We start from the raw sequence: 21,367 nt of genomic DNA, 5'->3' as shown, positions 1-21,367 counted from the left end.
CAAACCGAGATTAAATATTATTTTACCACTTATAATGAGCAAATGCTTTGTTTGCTTCAGCCATACGGTGGGTATCTTCACGTTTCTTGATGGTAGCTCCCTGTTTATTGAAACAATCAATAAGCTCGGTTGCTAGTCCTACTTCCATGCACTTTCCAGGCTTGTTTCTGGCATTATTGATAATCCATTTCATAGCCAAGCAATCTCTTCTTCCTGCAGCAACTTCTACAGGAACCTGATAAGTTGCTCCTCCAACACGACGGGAGCGAACTTCGAGCAAAGGCTTTGCATTTTCCAAGGCTTCTTTAAAAGCTTCTAGAACATTCTCCGCACCGATTTTTTTAGAGAATCTCTCTAAAGCAGAATAGACTATCTTTCTAGCGATGCTTTTTTTTCCGTGCATCATAACTTTATTAATGAACCTTTCTAAGGTTACACTTCCGTAGATAGGATCTGCTGGAATTACTTTCTTCTCAGCGGCATGTCGTCTTGACATATAAATTAACCTCTAACTTCTCATTCCTAAATAAAGAATAGTCCTACTTAGGACGCTTTGCTCCGTATCGAGAGCGGCTTTGTTTTCTATTTTTGACAGCAGCACAGTCTAGAGCTCCGCGAACGATGTGATAACGGACACCAGGCAAATCTTTAACCCTACCACCTTGAACCAAAACGATGCTGTGCTCTTGTAAATTATGACCTTCACCACCAATGTAAGCGATAACTTCTTGGCCATTAGACAAGCGCACCCAAGCAACCTTACGTAAAGCTGAGTTCGGCTTTTTAGGAGTCTTTGTCTTCACTTGTAGACATACACCACGTCTTTGTGGACATTTCTGCAAGGCTGGAGATTTCTTTCTAGACGCGCTAGATTGACGCTTTTTACGTATTAATTGATTAATGGTTGGCATGTATCCTTCTCAATTCAACCTAACTACTATAAGGGGGAAAATATAGAGTAAGGATCCCTTTGTTTGCAAGGGCTTATTTTCAGATAGGAATTAGAGTATAATCATCTGATATTCAAAAAAATCGTTCTAACGTGAAAAACTTATTTTTCAGTTTTAGCATTGGAAAAATGACTCTTATGATTCGTAAGAGAAGAAATTAGGCATTTTCAAATAAAAGATCACTAGAGTGGAAATAATTATCGACTACATTATCGTTAATATAGCCGAAAAGAAACCCTAGAACGATTTGTTGTGTGTCTTGTTTTAAACTATAAGCTGTTTCTTTTCCGTGTTGCATAAAGTAGATATGTGCTTTGTCTTCAGATGCATTTTGAACAAATACCGTAGGAACAATGCGAGAAAGCAGGCGTCTTGCCGTAGTTGGATTGGAAATCCCTGTGATCGCTTCTATTGACCCCTCGGATAAAAAAAGAACGTCTATATACGGCAATAACGACCAAATCCGATCTCTAAATCGAGAAGCAACACGTGAATTATTCAGATCAAGCAAGACCTTTTGTGTCTGGCTCTCTGTTCTTTTTAAAAAACTTTCTATACAAAAGCCGCAAAGAAATAATTCACTATCAATCAGAGTATATCGCCCATCAGGAGATAGACACAATTCCGTTGAAGACTCAGGAGCTTCCTGGGAGAAGTAACATAAAGTGTCTTCTTGATTTGGGCAGCATAAAATCAGTCGCAGTTGATCCAACTCATTAAATGCGGGGCCATGCTCCGCATGTTTTGGAGAATTGAAATAGGCATTACCATTGCGTAAACTTGCAATCCCTAAGTTAGCTAGCTGATCTTCAGTAAGACTGAGAGGCTCTTTCCTCGTCACCTGAATAGGATTCTCAGGGAAAGCCTCTTTATACATAAAAAAAAATTTTTTAATATCGAAGCTACTTAAAGTCTGTATCTCTCCGATTTTCAAATTACAATTTTCGATAAATTCTTCATCAACATCGAGAACAACATCGATAAAGGGGCTACCGAGTATGGTAAGAGATTTGGGTGCTACCCAAGGAAAATCTTCAGCATATGCACGAGAAGCAGCTCCACTCATTAAAATAGAAGCCATCAATGTGAAAAAACAAAGATAATGCATAAAAGAATCTCGAAAACGATCTAAGTTAAAAAACTTTTATTTTAAGTGTTTTCTTATGTCATTTTTTTTATAATATTTATTCCTAAATAAGTCGAAGGTAGGCATGATTACGGAAATTCCAGCTAATTCTTTACACGCAAGTTGTCAGCAGCGAGTATATGCTTCCTCTCGCAATATTGTGATGACTGCGGCGGCGGCTGTATTTTTGATTCTTGCTTTGATTTTATCTGGATTAAGTTTCCTTCCTCAAGCAACACTACCTTTTTCAGGAGCCTACTTTATTATAGGTTCTTTCTTGGTTTTCATTGCAGCCGGAATATTATTGATCAATACACTTTGCGATGCGTGCGACGTATTACGTCCCTTCGCTCCGCTATCTTAAAAAGAATATTTTTTTTACCAACCTGTTTATTCTAAATAGTTTTTTTTTGGAGACCAAAAATCTTCGCTCAAGCCTGAGGATTTTGTGTCGATGTTACGAGTATCCGTGATCAACAAAGATATTTGTAATGATAAAAATACTACGTCTTTGCGCTCTTGTTCTAACCTGCCTTCCCAGTTTCTCTTTTGCTTCTGAATTACTTCATGAAGCAGACATCCGAAAAACTGTGGATCGATTGATTGAATATCATGTGGATGTTCAAGATATCTCCCCCGATATTCTTATGCGTTCATTAAGAGGATATTCGCAATCTTTTGATTCTCACAAAGCTTATCTTACAGAACAAGAGGTAGGTAATTTTATCCAATCTACAGATATCAAGAAACGTCTGTTGAAAAATTATAAGACGAATAATTTTGCGATTTATCAGAATTTAAATCGTGTAATTAAAGATAGCATTATTCGAGCACGCGAGTGGCGAACTGAATGGTTATCTGATCCTGAGGCTTTGGTTAAAGAAGCTGCTACCCATGCACTGATTAAGAAACCTAAGCAGTGGGCGCGCTCTATCCAAGAGGTTAAAGAAAGACAGCGTTCTTTACTTCTCTCTTATATTTCTGTGTACCTATCAGATAGTTCTAAAAACCGCTATCAGGGCAAGGAAGCTTCTTTAACTCAACTTTGTGTACGACAACTCGAAGCGCATGAAAACCCCTACTTAGGGATTAATGACTATGGGAAACCTATGTCTCCTCAAGAGGAGTCGCACCACTTCCATGTTCGTGTAGTTAAGGCTATGGCTCATAGCTTAGATGCGCATACCACCTACTTTAGTAAGGATGAAGCCCTTGCTATGCGTATTCAATTAGAAAAAGGCATGTGTGGGATTGGTGTAATCTTAAAAGAAGATATTGATGGGGTTAGTGTAAAGGAGATCATTCCTGGAGGGCCTGCCCACAAAACTGGAGACTTACATGTTGATGACATCATTTATCGTGTTGATGGCAAAAATATAGAGAATCTTCCCTTTAGAGCGGTATTAGACTGTCTTAGAGGTTCTCAAGGTTCTGAAGTTACCTTAGATGTCCATAGTCAAGATCAAAACCGTACAGTAAAATTAAGACGTGAGAAGATCAGCTTGGACGATCGTCGTGTGGATGTCTCCTATGAGTCCTATGGCAATGGGGTTATAGGAAAGATCACGCTGCATTCTTTTTATGAAGGAGAAAATCAAATCTCTAGCGAACAAGATTTAAAACGTGCGATTCAAAGTCTACAAGATAAGAATCTCCTAGGGCTAGTTTTAGATATTCGAGAAAATACTGGGGGATTTCTCTCACAAGCTATCAAGGTGTCGGGATTATTTATGACTAACGGTGTCGTTGTTGTCTCTCGCTACGCAGACGGCAGCATCAAGCGTTACCGCACAGTATCTCCTAAAAAGTTCTACGATGGTCCTTTAACTATTCTTGTTTCGAAAAGCTCTGCATCTGCGGCGGAAATTGTTGCTCAAACGCTTCAAGATTATGGCGTAGCTATAATCGTTGGTGATGAACAAACTTATGGGAAAGGGACAATCCAACATCAAACAATTACGGCAGATTCTGATAAAGAGGGCTTCTTCAAGGTTACTGTAGGGAAATACTACTCTCCTTCTGGAAAATCTACACAACTTCAAGGTGTACGCTCTGATATCCATATCGCCTCGCGTTATTTTGCAGAACCTTTAGGAGAGCGTTATCTAGAACATCCCCTCCCTGCGGATAGTTGTGATAATGTGATGGATGATAATTTAAAAGACCTAGATGCCCAAATGCGTCCTTGGTTTCAAAAATACTACACTCCCAATCTACAGAAAGAAGAGACTGTTTGGAAAGAGATGCTTCCTCAGCTAACCGCAAATAGTAAACAACGTCTAAGTGAAAATAAGAACTATAAGATCTTCTTAGATGAGTTAAAAGATCCCTCAGAGGCAATACGACCTTTTGGAAGCAATGATTTACAAATGGAAGAATCTGTGAATATTTTAAAGGACATGATTCTTTTAAGAGAGCGCAAGGCGGCTATTTCTTTAGGAGGCTAAACGCCTCCTAATGTCTCAAAACATTACAAAGTTCAAGGCTATGCCATCTTAACTACGATTGCGTTGCTGTATTCGTTACGTCGGAACTTTCTGTAGTGAAAATCGTATTTGATTGGTTAATTTGCCCATCATCTAGAATATCTTCAGTTGTTGCTAAAAGACGTTTGCATAAACGCCATTTTTCTGGAGTGCAAGGTTTTTCCATAAACACTGAGGTGGTTAGAAGTTTAACCAAACCAATAACCGCAGGGATTAAGAATAAGAAGGCATTTTTGCCAAGCTGCCCTTGCAATACAAAAGTTAAAGCCAAACCAGCAATAAGTAGGATAACTCCAAGTACAACCATGGTAATTTGGAAGGCTCTTGATTGTACAATTTTGGATGTCTTTATCGGATCAACGATATGCGCTTTACACCATCCTAATACAGAATTCACCAAAGTCACTTGTACTGTTTCGTTTTTCATTACATCATCCAATCCTGGTTTAATTAGATCGATAACGCCGCTTTCGCTATTTTCTACACCTGTTAACATGTTAAACTCCTTCTCTAAAAACGTAAGACGAAAGAGTTTAACCAACTCCATTATTTAATTAAAATTTTTAATTTAATTTTTTTAGATTTTATCAAGAGGGCTCTTCAAAAAATTCCAAAGAATTTCAAGAAGTCTGAAACAAAAAAAACCGCCCTAGATGCAATCTAGGACGGCTTTTTCGTTTAAGATCTTTTAAAGAATTTTAAAAGATTAATAAACGTGTGTGTTTTCCGTATCTGCTACAGGTACTGTTAAAGTATCTGAAGAAAGAATAGCTTCTCCGCGGGCATCTCCAGGAGCAACTCCTTTCAATGTTACGGAAAACTCTACAGATTCCTTAGAACCTAGTTTAGGTAAAGCATCGAATACTACTGTATTACCTGTAATGGTTCCTTTTGTTGGACCCGAAGAAGAAACGGGTTGTAATTCCTTAGAAAACTTAAGGATTAACGAAACGTTAGTATCTTCTGCAGAACCACGGTTGGTTACGCAAATACGGTATACAGTATTTTCACCTACGCAAATAGGATCATTGGTATCAATTACGCACATATGGGTAGCTGCGAGACCTTTCCAATGAGTTGTAACTTCTGCGCAAGAAGTGCAAGATCCACAATCAGAGTTTGTTTTTACGGAAACTTGATTTGTAAATTTGCCTGGGGTTTGAGCTTTAGCAACAACTTTAAATTGAAGAGTTTCTCCTGGACACATCTCTTTAATGCACCATACAGCTTTGTTACAGCAGATCTCAGCACCAGGAGCTTCTAAAATTGTAATTCCTGATGGGATTAAATCTTCTATAACAACATCGTAAAGTTTAAGATCCCCTGGGTTAGATACAACAATGGTGTACTCTACAGGCTTACATACGTAAGACCAGTCATTTCCGGAGATATTTACTTGTACGCAAGGCTCGTTGATTACAGTAGTTACGTTAGCGGAACACTTATGTCCACCGCAGTAAGATACAGTAGCAACGTTGGTAATTTTTCCTCTTTTTTGAGGGCAAAACTCTACAGTGAAGCATTTTGTATCACCAGGACGCATATCTCCTAAGTTAAAGGAAAGAACGCGTTGTCCTGAAGGGTGAGAATACCCATCGGGTACTGGGTTATCAACCACAACACCACGGGCTATAGCAGAACCTGTGTTGGTAACTTCGATTTTGTAACAAACTGGGCAACGTAAGCAAGCGCACTCAGGGCCTTCTTGCTTAATGCAAATAGCAGGTTGTCCGCATTTGGTATAAGAGCGAAGTTCTGGGCAAGCACATACGGTAGCAGCTGTGAAGCAGCAACCTTCTTTAAGAGGTTTTACCCAAACAGTAATTTTGCATCTTTCACCTTGACCTAAGCGATCAATTGTCCAAATTAATTTACTATCGGAAGTAGGTGTTGTCGCAGGATCGCTGCTTATGAATTCAACTTCGCAAGGAAGCTGTTGAGTGATAACAACATTAACGCAATCTCTTTTACCTACAGCAAGAATTTCAATAGGATAAGGAGATCCTACTGTTGCATATTCAGGTACAGCTTGGCTAATTTCAACGTTACTATCATCGCTAACACGTACGCAATACATTTTGCCGTAGCAAGGTTCTTGCTTAGTATCTACTGATGATTGGCATGAGCCATCTTGACACGGATAAAATTCTTTATCACAGTAAGGGCCATTATTTTTTTGTTCTTGTTTTTGATATTTATTACGACCAAATCTAACTTTCTTGGCTTTTCTCTGCGAAATATTGTCATCTGAGTTTTCAGCACTAGCAATAAATCTTGTAGCAAGAGACTCTGCAGCAGCGGCCTCTATCTTCCCGCTGGCAAATGAACTCGCCATACTAGTTAGCGCGAGGACCGTAACTACTCGTCTGAAGAGTTTGGACATAGGGATCTCCTATCGCGTGTGTTATTTTTTCTTCTGCCATCGGGTAGAAAGTGATGGACTCTTACCCTCAACATTTAAGTTTATTTTCATAAAGGTAGTTAACAGGGAAATAATTTACCTCCTAACTACCTAACCAATTTAAGTAAATAGTTAAGAACCACTACTTATTGTTTACATCTACCGTCTGGAGATGTACAACCTTTAGCTTGAGGTCCTTGAACTTTTGCATTACAATCAGAGCCACAAGGCTTAGAGCAAGAAGGTGTGTAAGAACCACAAGGACTGCATTCGCCGTCTTTCTTGAAAACGTTGCAAGGATTGCAAGACTTAGGTGCACAAGGATCCTCGAAACAGCAATCTACGATACGGCAGCAGCTACTCAAGCCAACAACACCACAACATACTGCAGCTAATAAAATAGCTTTCTTCATAAGTTTATAACTCCTTTCTAATTAGAAAACTTAACGCGCTTGATTGTTTATTAAAAACCCTTTCAATTTTTAATAATTAATAAAGCGCTTTCCCATGAACAATATTACAATAGAAAATAAAAATTTTATCAATTCTTTTTTCTATTTATATTTTTCTTAAATTAACTATTTTTCTGATACTAAAAACCAAACTAAAGCATTAATTAAAGCAGTTTTGTTAAATGGGAACGATTTATAAATAGAACTAGAAGAGTGTTATTATGAATAACTTGCATGAAATGCTTGAGGGAAAGGAGCTTTTTTCGCCTTTCATAAACTATTGATTGTTATAAGCATGGGCTTTTATTGTAAAAACAACTCTTTTAATTAATAGATAATAAACAAATGTTGTTCTAACATTTAAATAAATAGGAAGTTGGAAATGAAAAGATTTTCTTTTTTACATATGGCTATCTTTACATCTCTGTTTGTCTCCAGCTGTTCCTACGCTCCCCCTCCTCGTAGCTATATTCTCGCACAAGGATGCATCCCCCTAGCTAAGCAAGCAAACTCTTTAGAGTTTTCCATCGCCAAGTCGATATTTCAAGCATCCTTCCCACAAAATATATAGCGTGATCGCATTCTCAATAGAGGTACTGTCCACTTAATCAGACTAAAATTCTAAGATTTTATTCTCGAAATTTTCTTCTTTAAGAACCTTATCGATAGCCGTTTGGATCTTCTTAGGAACTCCCCCAAGTAGATTTTGAGCATGAACCATACGCATACGCGTACGAGGTTTCCCTAATAACTCCATAGAGTCAAACAGGGGTAATCCCTGTTTCTTTCCAGTAATAGCCACATAAAGAAGAGGAATCACCACTTTCTTATGATGGACTTGGAAAGCTTCCGAAAGCCATTTAGACCCTAGATAAAACTGATCTTTAACCCATAAATCGGTTTTTTCTAAGTATTTTACATAGCTGTAAAAAAGGATAGCAGCCTTCTCCTGAGAGATTGCGGCTGGTAAAAGCTCTTCCTTGGAATACTCAGGAAGAACTGAAAAGAAAAATTCTGATAACCCGACAAATTCTGCAAGTGTCGCCATCCGAGATTGGCAGAGGGGAAGAATTTTCAATAAAAACTCATCATTGACCAACCAATCCTTCAGTCTAGCTAATAGATTTTCTGGTGATCCCTCATGATTTAGATAGTGTTTATTCATCCAATCTAGCTTACGAACATCAAAAACCGCTCCGGACTTTCCAATCCGCTTAGGATCAAAGTTTGCAATAAGCTTCTCTAAAGAATATACCTCTTCATCCCCCTCCATGCTATAACCCATGAGAGTCAGGAAATTCATAAAGGCTTCTTTTATGTACCCAGCATCACGATAATAGAAGATCGAAGTAGGATTCTTTCTTTTCGATAGTTTTGTACCATCGGGATTAAGGAGTAAGGGCATATGCAAGAATATAGGCGGTTCCCAACCAAAAGCTTCGTAAAGAAGCAGGTGTTTAGGAGTAGAACTCAGCCATTCTTCTCCACGAAGAACATGAGTAATGCCCATAAGATGATCATCTACAACATTAGCGAAATGGTATGTAGGGAAACCATCGGATTTCATAAGAACTTGATCGTCAACATCTGCCCAGGGAAAAACAACTCTACCCTTGCAGTAGTCTTCAAGAACACATTCACCAGTAAGAGGAACTTTTAACCGAATGGTATAGGGTTGGCCTTCCTGAGTACGCGCCTCTATCTCCTCAGGAGAGAGGTAGCGATAACGGCGATCGTATCCCCCGCGGTACCCTAAAGTAGTGGCGACAGCACGCATTTCCTCAAGCTCTTTAGGCGTAGCAAAGCACTTGTAAGCGTAATCTGTTTTTAAAAGAAGCTCTGCGTACTCTCTATAGATTTCCGTACGTTCTGACTGTCTATAGGGGCCGTGAGGACCGCCAATATCTGGTCCTTCATCCCATTGAATACCGCACCATTGAAGAGCGGAGAAAATATTTTTCTCATAATCATCACGGCTACGTGTTTGATCGGTATCTTCGATTCTCAGGATCATCTTCCCATTGAATCGTTTTGCAAAGATTTCGTTAAACAAAGCCATGTAGGCTGTCCCTACGTGGGGATCCCCTGTAGGCGACGGCGCAACTCTAACGCGTACGTTTTCCCAAGCCATTCTTTTTTAATCCTAAGACGAAAGAGACTTGATACCTCGAACCTAGTTATTTCTTCAAGAGAAATCCTCTCTAGGCACCTCGATTACCGAATTAGAGGCGGGCAAAGAAAAAACTCTGTATCCCTAGTAAAAGCTACAGAGCTTCTATGGAAATTTACACGCAGATCTAATCTATCTGCATATAAACAGAATATCAAAAAAAACACGAGAAGTTAGAAAGGCGAAGGAGATAAAAGCGGTAGCTTAAGAAGCAGGAGAAGATAAATATGAACTAGTCGTTCTCAAATAAGGCGGTTCCCGAAAAAACAGCATCTGCTGGAGTAGCTGTAGGGTGTTCAACCGCAACTTCTTTCATTTTCTTCACTGTTTGCTTATTTAAATACTCGCTCTTATATCTATCGATCTCTGATTGAGAGATAACCCAAGCTGCGCCTTTGCGTTCTCCTCGCATGGTTCCCGTGCGGGTAGCGTAGTAAACTTTCTGCACAGGGATCCCTAGCATATCAGCCACCTGATTTACAGAGTAAAACCCCTTGTCGTTATCAAAGAGTAGCTCCCCCTGATAAAGAGACTTCTTTCTTGAATAACGGTTACGCTTATAGTCTTCCAAATCCTTAAGATCGATTTCCCATCGGGTTGTTTTAGAAGCCTTTAGTTTCTTTTGTTTGATTGCTACATAAATTGCTTGACGTGTTACATTATGCAACTTTGCCGCCTGTGTAATAGAAACCATCTCAGTTCCTTCTTGCACTTCAAGTTGCTGTGCATTTTCTCTGTCATCTAAATCAAAACAGCTTTCATGTTGTATGCATTCCATACGTTAGCAAACCTCCCCCCTCAACATATTCTAGAATTAAAACAACCTTAATAGTTAGTAGTTCTTCCTTAATTTTTAGAAATTTTTAAATAAGTATTTTCCTAAGAAAAGCTTTATTAATCAAGCTTTTTTGTTAATATAAAGTTGATGTTTTTGTTTAAATCTTAATAAAACCAAATTACTCCGTCATTTTATTAATATTTCTTAACGTTAAAACATAGACATCTTGAAAATACAAGCCCACTCAAACACAAACTCCCCATCCTAAAGCACTTGAATGGAATATCTCTAGGAAGAGTTCGGACAACATCCCAATCTCCCTAATTTTACAGTCTGTACTTAGTTATTTAGAAATAAACTCCCAACCTCTGAAACTCAAATAGACAGATTAGAAAAAATCAGATTCGTCGTAATAGCGTTCATCATTGCTCCATTTAGACTGTTCAACTATAGTAAGTTATTTTGAAGCGCATTTTATATGCCTCAGTAGCTTATACGCATACTAGCACCTTAAATTTGAAGACAAATCTAAGGTAGAGACAACAGTGCCATAGAGAATCTTTTACGTAAAAGATTCTCTAACCAGTCACAAACACGCTTTTGTATTATTGAAGTTATTCCCCATCATCTGGTGTTTCACTGGGGTCTTCCGGACTATAGTGATCTATGATGTGTTTAACTACATTCTGTATGGTCGTCTCATCAAGCTCTCCCTTATGCTGTAGTAGGAACTCCCCTACAGGAATTTTCTTTCCAGGGAATTTAGGAGCATTAGGATCTAAAAATGGTGCTGCAAAACAATTATCCCTATTGAACATACCATCTCCTATGAGTTGAGCTTGGTAATCCTCTCCGTGTATGAATAATTCTGGGCAAACAAGAGATTCACTGTATTTTGCCGAATTGATTTCCCAACCTAACTGTGTTGCTGTCCATCCAGCAACTTTCCCGAGCCATTGAGATGCTATCGCCGCAACTGACCTCGGTCCACGGTCTTTAATGACAAACCAATCGACCCCGTCACTTCCATCGACGACTTCCTTGCTCAATCCTAACGCTTGTACTAGGGTTCCTAAAGAATAGCCGTAAGCTATAATTTGTTTTGCCTTCGGTCCGTCAGGGTGATCTCGAAGATAATGAACACATGCCTGATAAGCCTTTCCTAAAGACTCCCGTGTAATGGGGCCCTTGCTATGCATCACCCCTGGATAGTTAAATACTACAACATTAGCCCGCGCTTGTTTCGCCACATTCAATATCCAATCATTACGAGAGTAAACCATAGCTCTAGTTTCAAAACATTCGCTATTCCCTAAGGAAACCAGCATCCATCTATCTTTTTCAGCATCAGGGAATTGAATACTAATGGCGTCAATGAGTAAATCATCACATTGAATAGGAATACGCTTTACAGAACTTGCATAACCACTCTCTAGCCAATCGTCCACATAACAACGAAAACTCTCTTGCAATATTTTTTTCGCAAAGCATAGCTGCTCTGTGAATAGCCCTCCAGCAGCCGGAAGCAAACAATTCTGACAAATCTTCCCCAATACCCAAAGTAATCCGAACGGAATAAACAAAATAATGCGGAAAATGCACTTAATAATTTCACAAATGACATCAAGTATCTTGTAAATTACGGGGTAAAGAGTTCGCCTCCTATGCGCCTGACGAGCCGCTTCTGAGGAAAATATTAAAATTTCAGGTTGTGGGTTCATCGTGATCAGGGAATTACCTATAACAGATGATTGGGGAACTGAAAACATATCTGCTGCAAATATGGGAGTTAAAAGTGGACATTTTAAAAAAAATATGGAATAAAACAAAGAAAATGTTCCTATTCCGCTATTTTAAATTAAATGCTTCTTATTAGTAAGAATGTTTTAAAATAAAAACTATCAAGAATTATCTTTGATCACCCTTACAATGCGGTAAAAAACCCATCAAAAACCTTCCGAAGAACTGCGCTACAACTATGGAGATTCCTAGGTTATTTCCTTTCATAAGATGTTACGAAAGAAAATATGTATTCTGAATTATCGGGTTATTTTCTTTAGCCAAAATGTCTAGAAGAAATGCGTTTGTGAAGATACCCAGCCGTCAATAAAATTGGGTGAATGATTTAAAACGGGCCTGTAGAAAAACTCAAGAAAAAAGTATTAGAAAATACTGCGATGGTGGGGGTATTTTTTTCACATTCAAGGAATTAAAACTTTGGCTGGCTATCTTTATAATTTAGCGGAAGAATATGGAAATCTCGAACGAGTAAATGAATCACTCCTCCGTTAGAAGATTGGGATAAACGTGGCGTATAGGCAAGTTCCAAGGGCTTATTCCAGTTTGCTTTAAGCGCCTCTATTCTATCTCCCAGTCCAAAAGCAATGCCTTCCAGATTCCTTTCCCCGTGGTTAAGATAAAGCTTGAGATGATTTCCTGGTAATAATTTAGGATAACGCACCTGATGGACTATGGTGTAGAATACCGGCATAGGGTTTCCTTTCCCAAAAGGTTCAAAAAGATCTATAGAGGACAATAAATCGTGATCTATCTCGTCGAAATCAGCTTGAGCATCTAAGGGCAGGGTAAGAACTGCTTTATCCTTTTTTAATGATGAGTTCACAAGATGGATAAATTTCTTCCTGAATGCTTCTACTTGGTCTTCGTTGATGATAATCCCCGCAGCAAAATCATGCCCTCCGTAGGATATAAACAAAGATGAGCACTTCTGTAATATCCCAAGGAGTGGGAAAGAGCCTATAGTTCTTAATGACCCCTTCCCTACGCCTCCTTGATTCGAAATAATAGCTACGGGCTTATTGTAGGCCTTGGCAAGGCGCGCAGAAATAATCGGAATGACTCTTGCATGCCAATCATTCGACGATAATACGATAGCGGCTTGCTTAACGATTTCGGGTTTGTTTTTCAGGATTTTTTGTACATCATGAAAAACATCAGCTTCTATTTTTTGCCGTTCTCTGTTTATCTTATCGAGATATTGAATTATCTCATCTGCAGTTTCTGGATCTTGGGTGAGTAATAACTCCACCCCTTTAGCAGCATCGGCAAGCCTTCCCAAGCTATTCAGCTTAGGAGATATTTTCAAAACGATATCCGTAGAGGTCACTTCGGAAGGTTTTACCCCAGCAAAAATACAGAGTTTATGCAGGCCTAACCGCGAGCCCTTAGCAATCTCTTTTATACCATGCCTGACCATAGTGCGGTTTTCTCCCAAAAGGGTCCCCACGTCAGTCACTGTCCCTAAAGTCACTAAATCTAATAAATGTTTAGTATCTACTTTTAGTTTTGGGTTCTCTTTCCTTAGCGCATTGAGAACACCACGCGCGAGCTTAAACGCCACACCTACGCCGGTTAATTCCTTATTCGGATAAGCACGATCTCTTAATTTAGGATTTAAAGTAGCTATACAATGGGGAATTTTACCCGTAGGCATATGATGATCTGTAATAATCACATCAATTCCCTGCTTATTGATATCGCTGACTTCTTTTCCTGCGGTAATCCCACAATCTACTGTAATCAGTAAAGTAACCTTCTCCTCTTTCATTTTAGCAATTAATGAGGACGGTTCTCCGTAATGTTTTAGCAAAGCTCCCAAAAAGCAGTAGCTAACTTTCATATCTATAGATCTTAGGAACTCTACAAGAAGAGCCACCCCCGTCATGCCGTCAACGTCACTATCGCCATAAACCATGACGTGTTCATTGCGCTCTTTAGCAAGAAGCAAGCGCTCTATGGCCTTGGTCATATCCAGTAAGAGTTCGGGATCGTGAAGATTATCTAAGTGTACATAAAGGAAGTCGCGGACTTCATTTACAGTTTGAAATCCTCGAGAAATAAAGATCTGTGCAGCTATCGGATGAAGATGCAATTCCTTTATAAGAGCAGAAAGCAAAGCAGGATCCTGCTTAGGGTATACCCAGTTAGGGCTGGGGACAGAAGAATTATCTTTTATTGCCATAGATTTTCGCGCCGTAAACTCTTTAAAAATCTATTTTTCTAAAGAGAATTTTCATCCTTCTGTACCAAAGCAGGCAATAACTTGTAATTATTGCCTGTTTCTTTCCTCTTTACGAACCATGAATAAAAGAAGAGGCGGTGCTATGTATAGAGATGATAGTGTGCCCAAAAGAATACCTATTGTCATGATGAAAGCAAAGTTAAAGATTGAACCGCCTCCAACAAACAGTAAAATTAATAATACCGACAGTGTTGTCGCTGTGGTCATTACTGTTCTTCCTAAGGTTTTTTGCAGTGCGTCGTTTATTAAAATCGGCATAGGTGTAAATAATTTTTCCTGACGATCTTCTCGAATACGATCGAAAATGATTAAGGTATTATTTAACGAATACCCTAAAACCGTCATCAAAGCTCCGACTGCTTGTAAATCAATTTGTATCTTTTGCAAAAAGAAATGTGTGGCTACTAATACGGCGCAGGTAGCGACAAGATCATGAATCAATGCGCAAACAGCACTAAATGCATAACGCCATTCAAAACGCAAGCTCACATAAAGCAAAATGATCGCTAAGGCTCCCGCCAACGCTATACAAGCTTGTTGACGCATCTTATTAGAGAACTGTCCGCTAACTTTAAGCCAGAAATTCTGGGTATCTTTAAAGCTCTCTGAAGAAGTGTCTATTCCTGTATCAGAAAGTATGCCCATCACTAAAGATAAATTAGGATCAGGGGTTTCGAATACCTGTTTCTCAGAAGCTTGTACTCGAGTTAATGCGTTTTGACTGAAGTATATTTTTATCTTCTCAGAAGAGTCTAACGTCTTAATTTTGAAGTCTCTAGAAGATAAGCCTACCTGCTTAAATTTATCCCCTAACTTATTACGAAACTGTACAACATCTACAGCTTTCTGATCAGACATGTCTAAAGTGAAAGCGTAACCACCTTTAAAATCCATTCCCAAAACGGAATTCCATGCCCCGAAACCTAACGCAACGCATCCCAAAACAATAACGCTCCCGGATACCATCCAAAGTCTTTTGCACTCTTTTAAGAAATCATGCTTGATGCCGATGAACTTATTCATCATATGCAGCTGAGTTTCTTGCGTTTTATTCATCCATACCATGAAGAAAAACTTCGTCATGAATAATGCAGTAAACATTGAAGAGAAAATCCCTAGGATTAAAGTCAGAGCGAATCCCTTAATTGGTCCCGTATCTAAAACCAAAAGAAGTAGCGAAGCTAATATTGTGGTCAAATTCGAATCAAAGATAGCGCTGAAAGCTTTTTTATACCCTGCTTCTACAGACTGGGTAAGACTTCGCGATAATAAATACTCTTCGCGAATTCTTTCGAATACAAGCACGTTAGCATCTACAGCCATTCCCATGGCCAATACAATTCCCGCTAATCCCGTGAGAGTTAGAGGGGCATCAAGATACTGTAGGGCTGCCCAAATCAATAGAAGATTTAAGATAACAGCTCCCGAGGCAATAACTCCTCCGAATTTGTAATAAACGCTCATCAAAATGATCAAAACAGCAAGACCTAAACATATAGAGATAATCCCTTGTGTACGTTGTTGCTTGCCTAATTCAGGAGAGATAACTTCTTCACTTAAAACCTCAGGAACAAAGGACATAGATCCTGATTTTAAATCCGTAGCTAAGCGGTTTACTTCACGATGTGAAAATTTTCCAGAAACACTAGCGTGATCTTTTAAAGGAGCATTTAATACAGGATCGCTGACCACATAACCATCAAGAACAACAGCCATTCTCCAGCCTCTTCCAGAAGAGTGTTGGCTATTGGTTGTTCCACTGACGCCTTCCTGACAATAAGCAGCGGTCCAAGCGTGGAAACTCTCTGTTGGAGAAATATTGTGAGCTCGTTGAGCTATTGCAGTATCTTTTACTGAGAAATTTAAGATATAGCCTTCCCCTACAGCAAATTCTGGGCGGATGTTTTTTAAAGAAGCACCGTCTAAAGCATAGTTGCGGAAAACAATCATCAAAGGATTTGCTCTACCTTCAATATTCTTTTCTATAGCAATCATTGAATACGTCGTATCCAAATGAGAAGAGGCTGCCTCACCACCAACTTCAGGGAAAGCCAGACCTTCTTGCTGTAATTTTGCAACTGCTTCTTTAACGCTAGTGGGCAAAGGGAAGCTCTGATCATTAAAGATACGACTTGCCAACTTATTAATAGCTTCCGGAGATGTCGTTTCTTGACTTCGTGCTGTGAACCACAGGTAATCTAAAAATCTTTGCACTTCATAGCGAAGCGCAGAATAGTGAGAAAATTTCTCATTCACGACATGGAACGTCATCTGAGAGGTACCTAAAATTTCTTCGGAAGAAATTTTAGTAGATCCAGGAACACTGAGATGTACGTTATCTCCTTCCCTACGTATCTCGACTTCTGCAACGCCCAATTTATTTAAACGAGCGTAGAGTTCATCAGAAACTTTAAGGATCCCTTCCTTATCAGTTAATTGCTTTCCTTGATGATCTTTAAAAGCTAAGCGGATCTGTTTTCCACCAATAAAATCAATCCCGAAGCGCAAAACGTTATCGCCACGAGAGTATTTTCGTAGATTGAGTTTGAGATTTTCAACAAAAGCACTTCGGTGAGGCACAGCAGCGCGTACACGCTGCTGATCATCCATAGAACAGCTGGCCTGTTGGTACTGTTCATGCCAACGCACCCATTCTTCTTGACGGTGCTTTTCAATGCGATTCAACGTTTCTAAACGATCTCGTATATCGCGAACTTCAAGACTAGCAATTTCACCTTCGTTAGAAACAACAAAGTTCTCGCCCCACACATCGAAAAATCTTTGTAGAGGCTCCTTAACTTCTAAAACCTCATCTTCTCCGATACTCCATGGAGCAGCATCCGTATAAGCAAAACAATTATATAAATTTTGTAGATCCTTATCGAAGACCTTAGCCTCTTCTGCGTTTCCCTTCTCATATTTCGCGGCTACAGAGCGGAGCCCTTTCAAAACTATGTAAACAGATCCTTTAGAGAAATGAGAGCAACTTTTTTCTGGAGAGAAAATGAAACAACCGAAGGTATCGCTTTCTCTAGGCAAACGACAGTGTATAGGAAAATTTTCTCGTACAAGATCACAGGATTCTGCTGGAGGTCTATTCAATGCCAATGTAGCTAGATGCTCGACCATTCCCTGATAGATACGCTGGCCATGCAAAACGATTTTTCCACTCGCATCTTTATCACTTAGATTCAATGAAAATCCCTGAGAGGTCTCCTGCAAAGGTCGTTGAAATTTATGCGCTAGTCTGTGTTTCTCTTTAGCCAACCAAGCATCAAAATCCAAACGCTGTTCTATGGGCAACTCTTCACGTTTAGCAAGCACATGAGGATCGAGACAAAATACTAATTTTCTTTCCTTAGAAAGAAATTCTACTGAAGAGAAGAAGGGAGATACTGCGCTACACTCTAAAGAATTATCTACAATGCGCGTGGTTGTTTTTTTCCATCTTTGCGCTCTGGTCTTCAGATCATGACATAAGTCACGAAAAATAGATTGATGTTGCTCAGAAATATTTGAGTCCATCGATAAACTTTCTAAGCGTGCTAAAAATGCGGAATAATCTCTTTCTGAAGAAAAGAAATAATTCAGTAGAGATGCTGTTCTGAAATTAGGAAGAATGTCCAAACCTAACGAAAGGTTCTTAGCCAACTGAACGACTCTATCTATCGATGCTGTAGCCCAAAACGAGGGATAGCCACAAGAGCATGCACCTGAAGGATTTGGAGTAATTGAAGATGCGGCAATATTTAAGATTTCTGTTCCTGATTCAGCATCCTCTCTATTATAAGAAACAAAAGAAAAGTCTTTTTCTGTTAAAGCGGTAGTCAAAGATCCAGTCACCTGGACAACACTGCCTTCCTTCCTTTCATAGCCTAATACGTAAAGACGTGAAGATTTTATAGGGACTGTGGGTTCGCCATAAATCATATTTTCAAGAAAAGTGTAGGCATCCGCATGATCTTTGAAATGGATATTCACCACTCCTGGAATACTGGGATGTTGTGCAATATGACCGCGTAATTTCAACGCTGAAAGCACCGAAGAAACTCTAGGGATAATATCACTGCGTACTTCAGAAACTTGATTCGTTAACTTGCGAACAATTTGTTGCGCTTCCTTCTCATCGATTTTTTTACTTAATGGTCGCGAGTAGTACAGACATGTGGGCAACACATAGTAGAGAGCTAATCCAAAAACAAAAACAATTATACTTAAATTGCGTCCAAATCTCTGTTTCATTGCGCGGCTCTTTTAAATTAGCGAATATTTTGAATAGAAATACTAATGAACTAAAATACCAATTGAAAATAAAATCGTCAAATGGAGACCTGTTTAGGAATTTAAACAAGTAATTTATTATGAAGTCGTCACTACAATCCTAAGATTGTATTTATGATCTAGGACGATTTATTTTAATTTTTATTTCTTCCAAACTTCCGTGTACAACAAATCAATCTACCCCTTACAGACTATCCTCAAGGCAGATTAAATTACATGACACCAAGAAAAACTTGATGGGGTGAAATCGGAGAAAGACAAACATTCTCTACTTGGAAACATCACGTTAGTATCTATAGATCTCAACGGAGCAACACTTTCGGGATCAACAAGAGCTATGGTTATTGGCAATTTCGATTTACTCTCGGGAAGTACTGCTTCTCTTGCCAAAAACTCCGCAGCTTGAAGAAAAGCCATTTTAGAAAGAAGTTTTGTAGAATGTAGCGCCTCTGGATCCAATCCCTTTACAACACCTAAAGGAGAAACTAAAAGACATATCCCTGCCTTATTTACAAGACGTGAAACAGAGACTCTTTCTATAGCTGCTTTAAAAGCCTCAACATAGGCTACTGTATATACGGAAAGCGGGGAGGACTCTGCTCCTTCCTGACGCAATCCAGGAATATGTGTATAAAGGACTTCTTGGGGGGATGGTCCTGGAGAGAGATCGCTCCAAGGAATGGCGACTATTCTGTCTTTAGAATGGCTGGTTCTTAATGAATTTTCAACACACTCTTGCATAATAGGGGGAAGCTGAAACACTTCTTGATACAATGTTTCCGTTGCTAACCGACCATTTCGAATGGCCTCTAAATCCAATTCTTGAATTAAAATCGTTCCATTCTTCTTAACTGATCTTTTTTCTAAAATTTTCTTTAAATTCTCCCTAGTCCCTTCGCAAATTTGAATATTTCTATTTTCTTGATGACAGTACATCCCTGGGGAGAGCAAACGCCATGTCCGCAACAAAGAGAGGTATTCTTGGTCGGTTACCGAAGAGACTACATGTTGCCGATAACATAATTTTGGGATTTCTATACGTGTCCATGCGCTTGTGTATTGGCGATAGGCAACGACACATAGAAGGATCCCAAGAATTAACAATCCAATACAAGGGAGAAACGTCTGACACATACTGGCGGCAAGTATACTGCAGGAAAGAGCTCCCATACCTAGCAGTGAGAAGAGCCCTGAACCTATCTTTCTAGCCGCATGCCGAGCAGTAGGGATATAATGAACACTGCCCCTCGCTTTTGTAGACATAAATGTGGGTTTCGGCAGATATCCAAAACACATTCGAGGCAATTTCATTTAAAAAACCTTATAAGTTGGAAGTATTAGTCTCATGACTGAAAAACAACTAGTTTATAAACGCAACTAAGTATAACAAATCGAAGAAATAAAAAACCTCTAGGATCTTTCTTATGAAAAATTTTTATTGTTTTTACAACTAGATAATTGAGAAGACTCTTTACATAGATAGCTCAGGATAATTGCCCTATCTTTGTTTTGGAGAAAAATCAAAAAATGTAGCAGGATATATTTATAAAGGCGTGTAAAAGTTCATTTTGACAGTTGGTTTGCTAACGCTGCAGTGAAACAAATATATTATAGTAATTTTTTCTTAACATTGCGAACTGCTGAACCAGCTAATCGAAATACATCACATTAAACAGAAAAGCTTATTGCTATTGCCCTGAGAAGGTCTTTTTATACTGTATATTCTCCTCTCATTGAAGAATGTCAACTTGTCAAGATATGATATTTCTTCTACTATGCCTCGGAGATTCCAATTCACTTAACTCTGGATTGCTTTACAGTCCGAGAAAATTATAAAGCTCTTTGTCTATTATTTCGGCTCAAGAAGAGGTTCAGCTGTTGTTTTTGAAATCCAGTCACAACGCATTGCCACAACTCACGATTTAGATATGCCTCTTACCTTAAAACAGGAAGATCAAGTTAATGTATCCCTACAGTCTCTACCGAGACATGTTGCCATCATTATGGATGGCAATCGCCGTTGGCATCAGCAACATCAAACACAATGTACGCTCAAACAAACCTCAGGGCATTACTACGGAGCTAAAGCTCTTCCTAGTATTATTGAATCTGCTTTTTCTTTAGGTATTGAGGTTCTTACACTCTTTGCCTTCTCTACAGAGAATTTTCTAAGATCAACCGAAGAAGTCGAGGAACTTTTTTCTCTTTTCCACTCGCAACTGGACGAACAGTTTCCTTATCTTATTGAAAATAAGATTCGCCTACGTTGTATAGGGAACTTATCGGCTCTCCCTTTACAGTTACAACAAAAAATTTCTGAAATCTCCTTAAAAACCCACCAAAACTCGCATAGAGATCTTGTGTTAGCAATTAATTATGGAGGAAAGGATGAACTGGTACGTGCATTTAAAAAACTCCATCAAGATTTGGTAGAGCAAAAAATATCTTCTGACTCTATTTCTGAAGAGTTAATCCGCTTGTATTTAGATACTTCGGAGATGCCGGATCCTGATTTATTAATCCGCACTGGCGGTGAAATGCGTGTCAGTAATTTCCTCTTATGGCAAATAGCGTATACAGAGCTATACGTAACTGATATTTTATGGCCAGATTTTAAACCCAATCATTTTCTAGATGCCATTAAAGCTTACCAACACAGATCACGACGAGGAGGCAGATAG

General features: G+C 39.0%; 16 protein-coding genes. 4 read left to right on the top strand and 12 right to left on the bottom strand.

Features of this window, described 5'->3' with window-relative positions:
• Positions 1-22: 22 nt before the first annotated feature.
• The 3 genes from rpsG to CCA_RS00985 form a co-directional block, all read right to left on the bottom strand.
• Complete coding sequence (rpsG, locus tag CCA_RS00995; RefSeq protein WP_011006162.1) at positions 23-496, bottom strand: 30S ribosomal protein S7; 474 nt, start codon at positions 494-496, stop codon at positions 23-25.
• Positions 497-539: 43 nt separating this feature from the next.
• On the bottom strand, positions 540-911 hold the full coding sequence (gene rpsL / locus CCA_RS00990) for a 30S ribosomal protein S12 (protein ID WP_006342868.1): 372 nt from the start codon (positions 909-911) through the stop codon (positions 540-542).
• 196 nt (positions 912-1,107) lie between these two features.
• Positions 1,108-2,058: a hypothetical protein gene (locus CCA_RS00985; RefSeq protein ID WP_011006161.1), complete on the bottom strand. Its 951-nt coding sequence runs from the start codon at positions 2,056-2,058 to the stop codon at positions 1,108-1,110.
• 103 nt (positions 2,059-2,161) lie between these two features.
• On the opposite strand from CCA_RS00985, the gene CCA_RS00980 reads away from it, so the two are divergent.
• Both CCA_RS00980 and CCA_RS00975 read left to right on the top strand, forming a co-directional pair.
• Complete coding sequence (locus tag CCA_RS00980; RefSeq protein WP_011006160.1) at positions 2,162-2,440, top strand: membrane protein; 279 nt, start codon at positions 2,162-2,164, stop codon at positions 2,438-2,440.
• A gap of 127 nt (positions 2,441-2,567) precedes the next feature.
• On the top strand, positions 2,568-4,523 hold the full coding sequence (locus CCA_RS00975) for a S41 family peptidase (protein WP_011006159.1): 1,956 nt from the start codon (positions 2,568-2,570) through the stop codon (positions 4,521-4,523).
• Positions 4,524-4,575: 52 nt separating this feature from the next.
• Here the strand turns inward: CCA_RS00975 and CCA_RS05155 are convergent, their stop codons facing one another.
• The 3 genes from CCA_RS05155 to CCA_RS00960 all read right to left on the bottom strand — a co-directional run bounded on the left by CCA_RS05155 (position 4,576) and on the right by CCA_RS00960 (position 7,376).
• Positions 4,576-5,058 carry a cysteine-rich outer membrane protein gene (locus tag CCA_RS05155; RefSeq protein WP_011006158.1) on the bottom strand — a complete coding sequence of 161 codons (483 nt, stop codon included), beginning with the start codon at positions 5,056-5,058 and terminating at the stop codon, positions 4,576-4,578.
• 210 nt (positions 5,059-5,268) lie between these two features.
• Positions 5,269-6,945 carry an outer membrane complex protein OmcB gene (gene omcB / locus CCA_RS00965; RefSeq protein WP_011006157.1) on the bottom strand — a complete coding sequence of 559 codons (1,677 nt, stop codon included), beginning with the start codon at positions 6,943-6,945 and terminating at the stop codon, positions 5,269-5,271.
• 164 nt (positions 6,946-7,109) lie between these two features.
• A complete protein-coding gene (locus tag CCA_RS00960) occupies positions 7,110-7,376 on the bottom strand; it encodes a small cysteine-rich outer membrane protein (protein WP_011006156.1) in 267 nt (88 codons plus the stop codon).
• 421 nt (positions 7,377-7,797) lie between these two features.
• Between CCA_RS00960 and CCA_RS00955 the strand changes: the two genes are divergently transcribed.
• Positions 7,798-7,986: a hypothetical protein gene (locus tag CCA_RS00955; RefSeq protein ID WP_011006155.1), complete on the top strand. Its 189-nt coding sequence runs from the start codon at positions 7,798-7,800 to the stop codon at positions 7,984-7,986.
• Between the two features lie 42 nt (positions 7,987-8,028).
• Here the strand turns inward: CCA_RS00955 and gltX are convergent, their stop codons facing one another.
• The 6 genes from gltX to CCA_RS00925 all read right to left on the bottom strand — a co-directional run bounded on the left by gltX (position 8,029) and on the right by CCA_RS00925 (position 19,997).
• Entirely contained in the window at positions 8,029-9,546 is a 1,518-nt protein-coding gene (gene gltX / locus CCA_RS00950; protein WP_011006154.1) for a glutamate--tRNA ligase, read from the bottom strand.
• A 271-nt stretch (positions 9,547-9,817) separates the two neighbouring features.
• The gene (locus CCA_RS00945) at positions 9,818-10,363 is read right to left on the bottom strand and encodes a helix-turn-helix domain-containing protein (RefSeq protein WP_011006153.1); all 546 of its coding nucleotides are present in this window, start codon (positions 10,361-10,363) and stop codon (positions 9,818-9,820) included.
• A gap of 614 nt (positions 10,364-10,977) precedes the next feature.
• A complete protein-coding gene (locus CCA_RS00940; RefSeq protein WP_193328803.1) occupies positions 10,978-12,084 on the bottom strand; it encodes a CPn0927/CPn0928 family alpha/beta hydrolase fold protein in 1,107 nt (368 codons plus the stop codon).
• A gap of 488 nt (positions 12,085-12,572) precedes the next feature.
• Positions 12,573-14,345: a single-stranded-DNA-specific exonuclease RecJ gene (recJ, locus tag CCA_RS00935; RefSeq protein ID WP_011006151.1), complete on the bottom strand. Its 1,773-nt coding sequence runs from the start codon at positions 14,343-14,345 to the stop codon at positions 12,573-12,575.
• An 87-nt stretch (positions 14,346-14,432) separates the two neighbouring features.
• On the bottom strand, positions 14,433-18,647 hold the full coding sequence (gene secD, locus CCA_RS00930; protein ID WP_011006150.1) for a protein translocase subunit SecD: 4,215 nt from the start codon (positions 18,645-18,647) through the stop codon (positions 14,433-14,435).
• 246 nt (positions 18,648-18,893) lie between these two features.
• Entirely contained in the window at positions 18,894-19,997 is a 1,104-nt protein-coding gene (locus CCA_RS00925) for a hypothetical protein (protein WP_011006149.1), read from the bottom strand.
• Between the two features lie 617 nt (positions 19,998-20,614).
• Here CCA_RS00925 and CCA_RS00920 point away from each other — a divergent pair.
• Positions 20,615-21,367, top strand: a complete 753-nt coding sequence (locus tag CCA_RS00920) for an isoprenyl transferase (protein WP_011006148.1) — start codon at positions 20,615-20,617, stop codon at positions 21,365-21,367.

This window comes from Chlamydia caviae GPIC (assembly GCF_000007605.1).
Taxonomy (GTDB): Bacteria; Chlamydiota; Chlamydiia; order Chlamydiales; family Chlamydiaceae; genus Chlamydia; species Chlamydia caviae.
The sequence above is the reverse complement of the archived record's forward strand: the minus strand, read 5'-3'. Positions and strand labels throughout refer to the sequence as shown.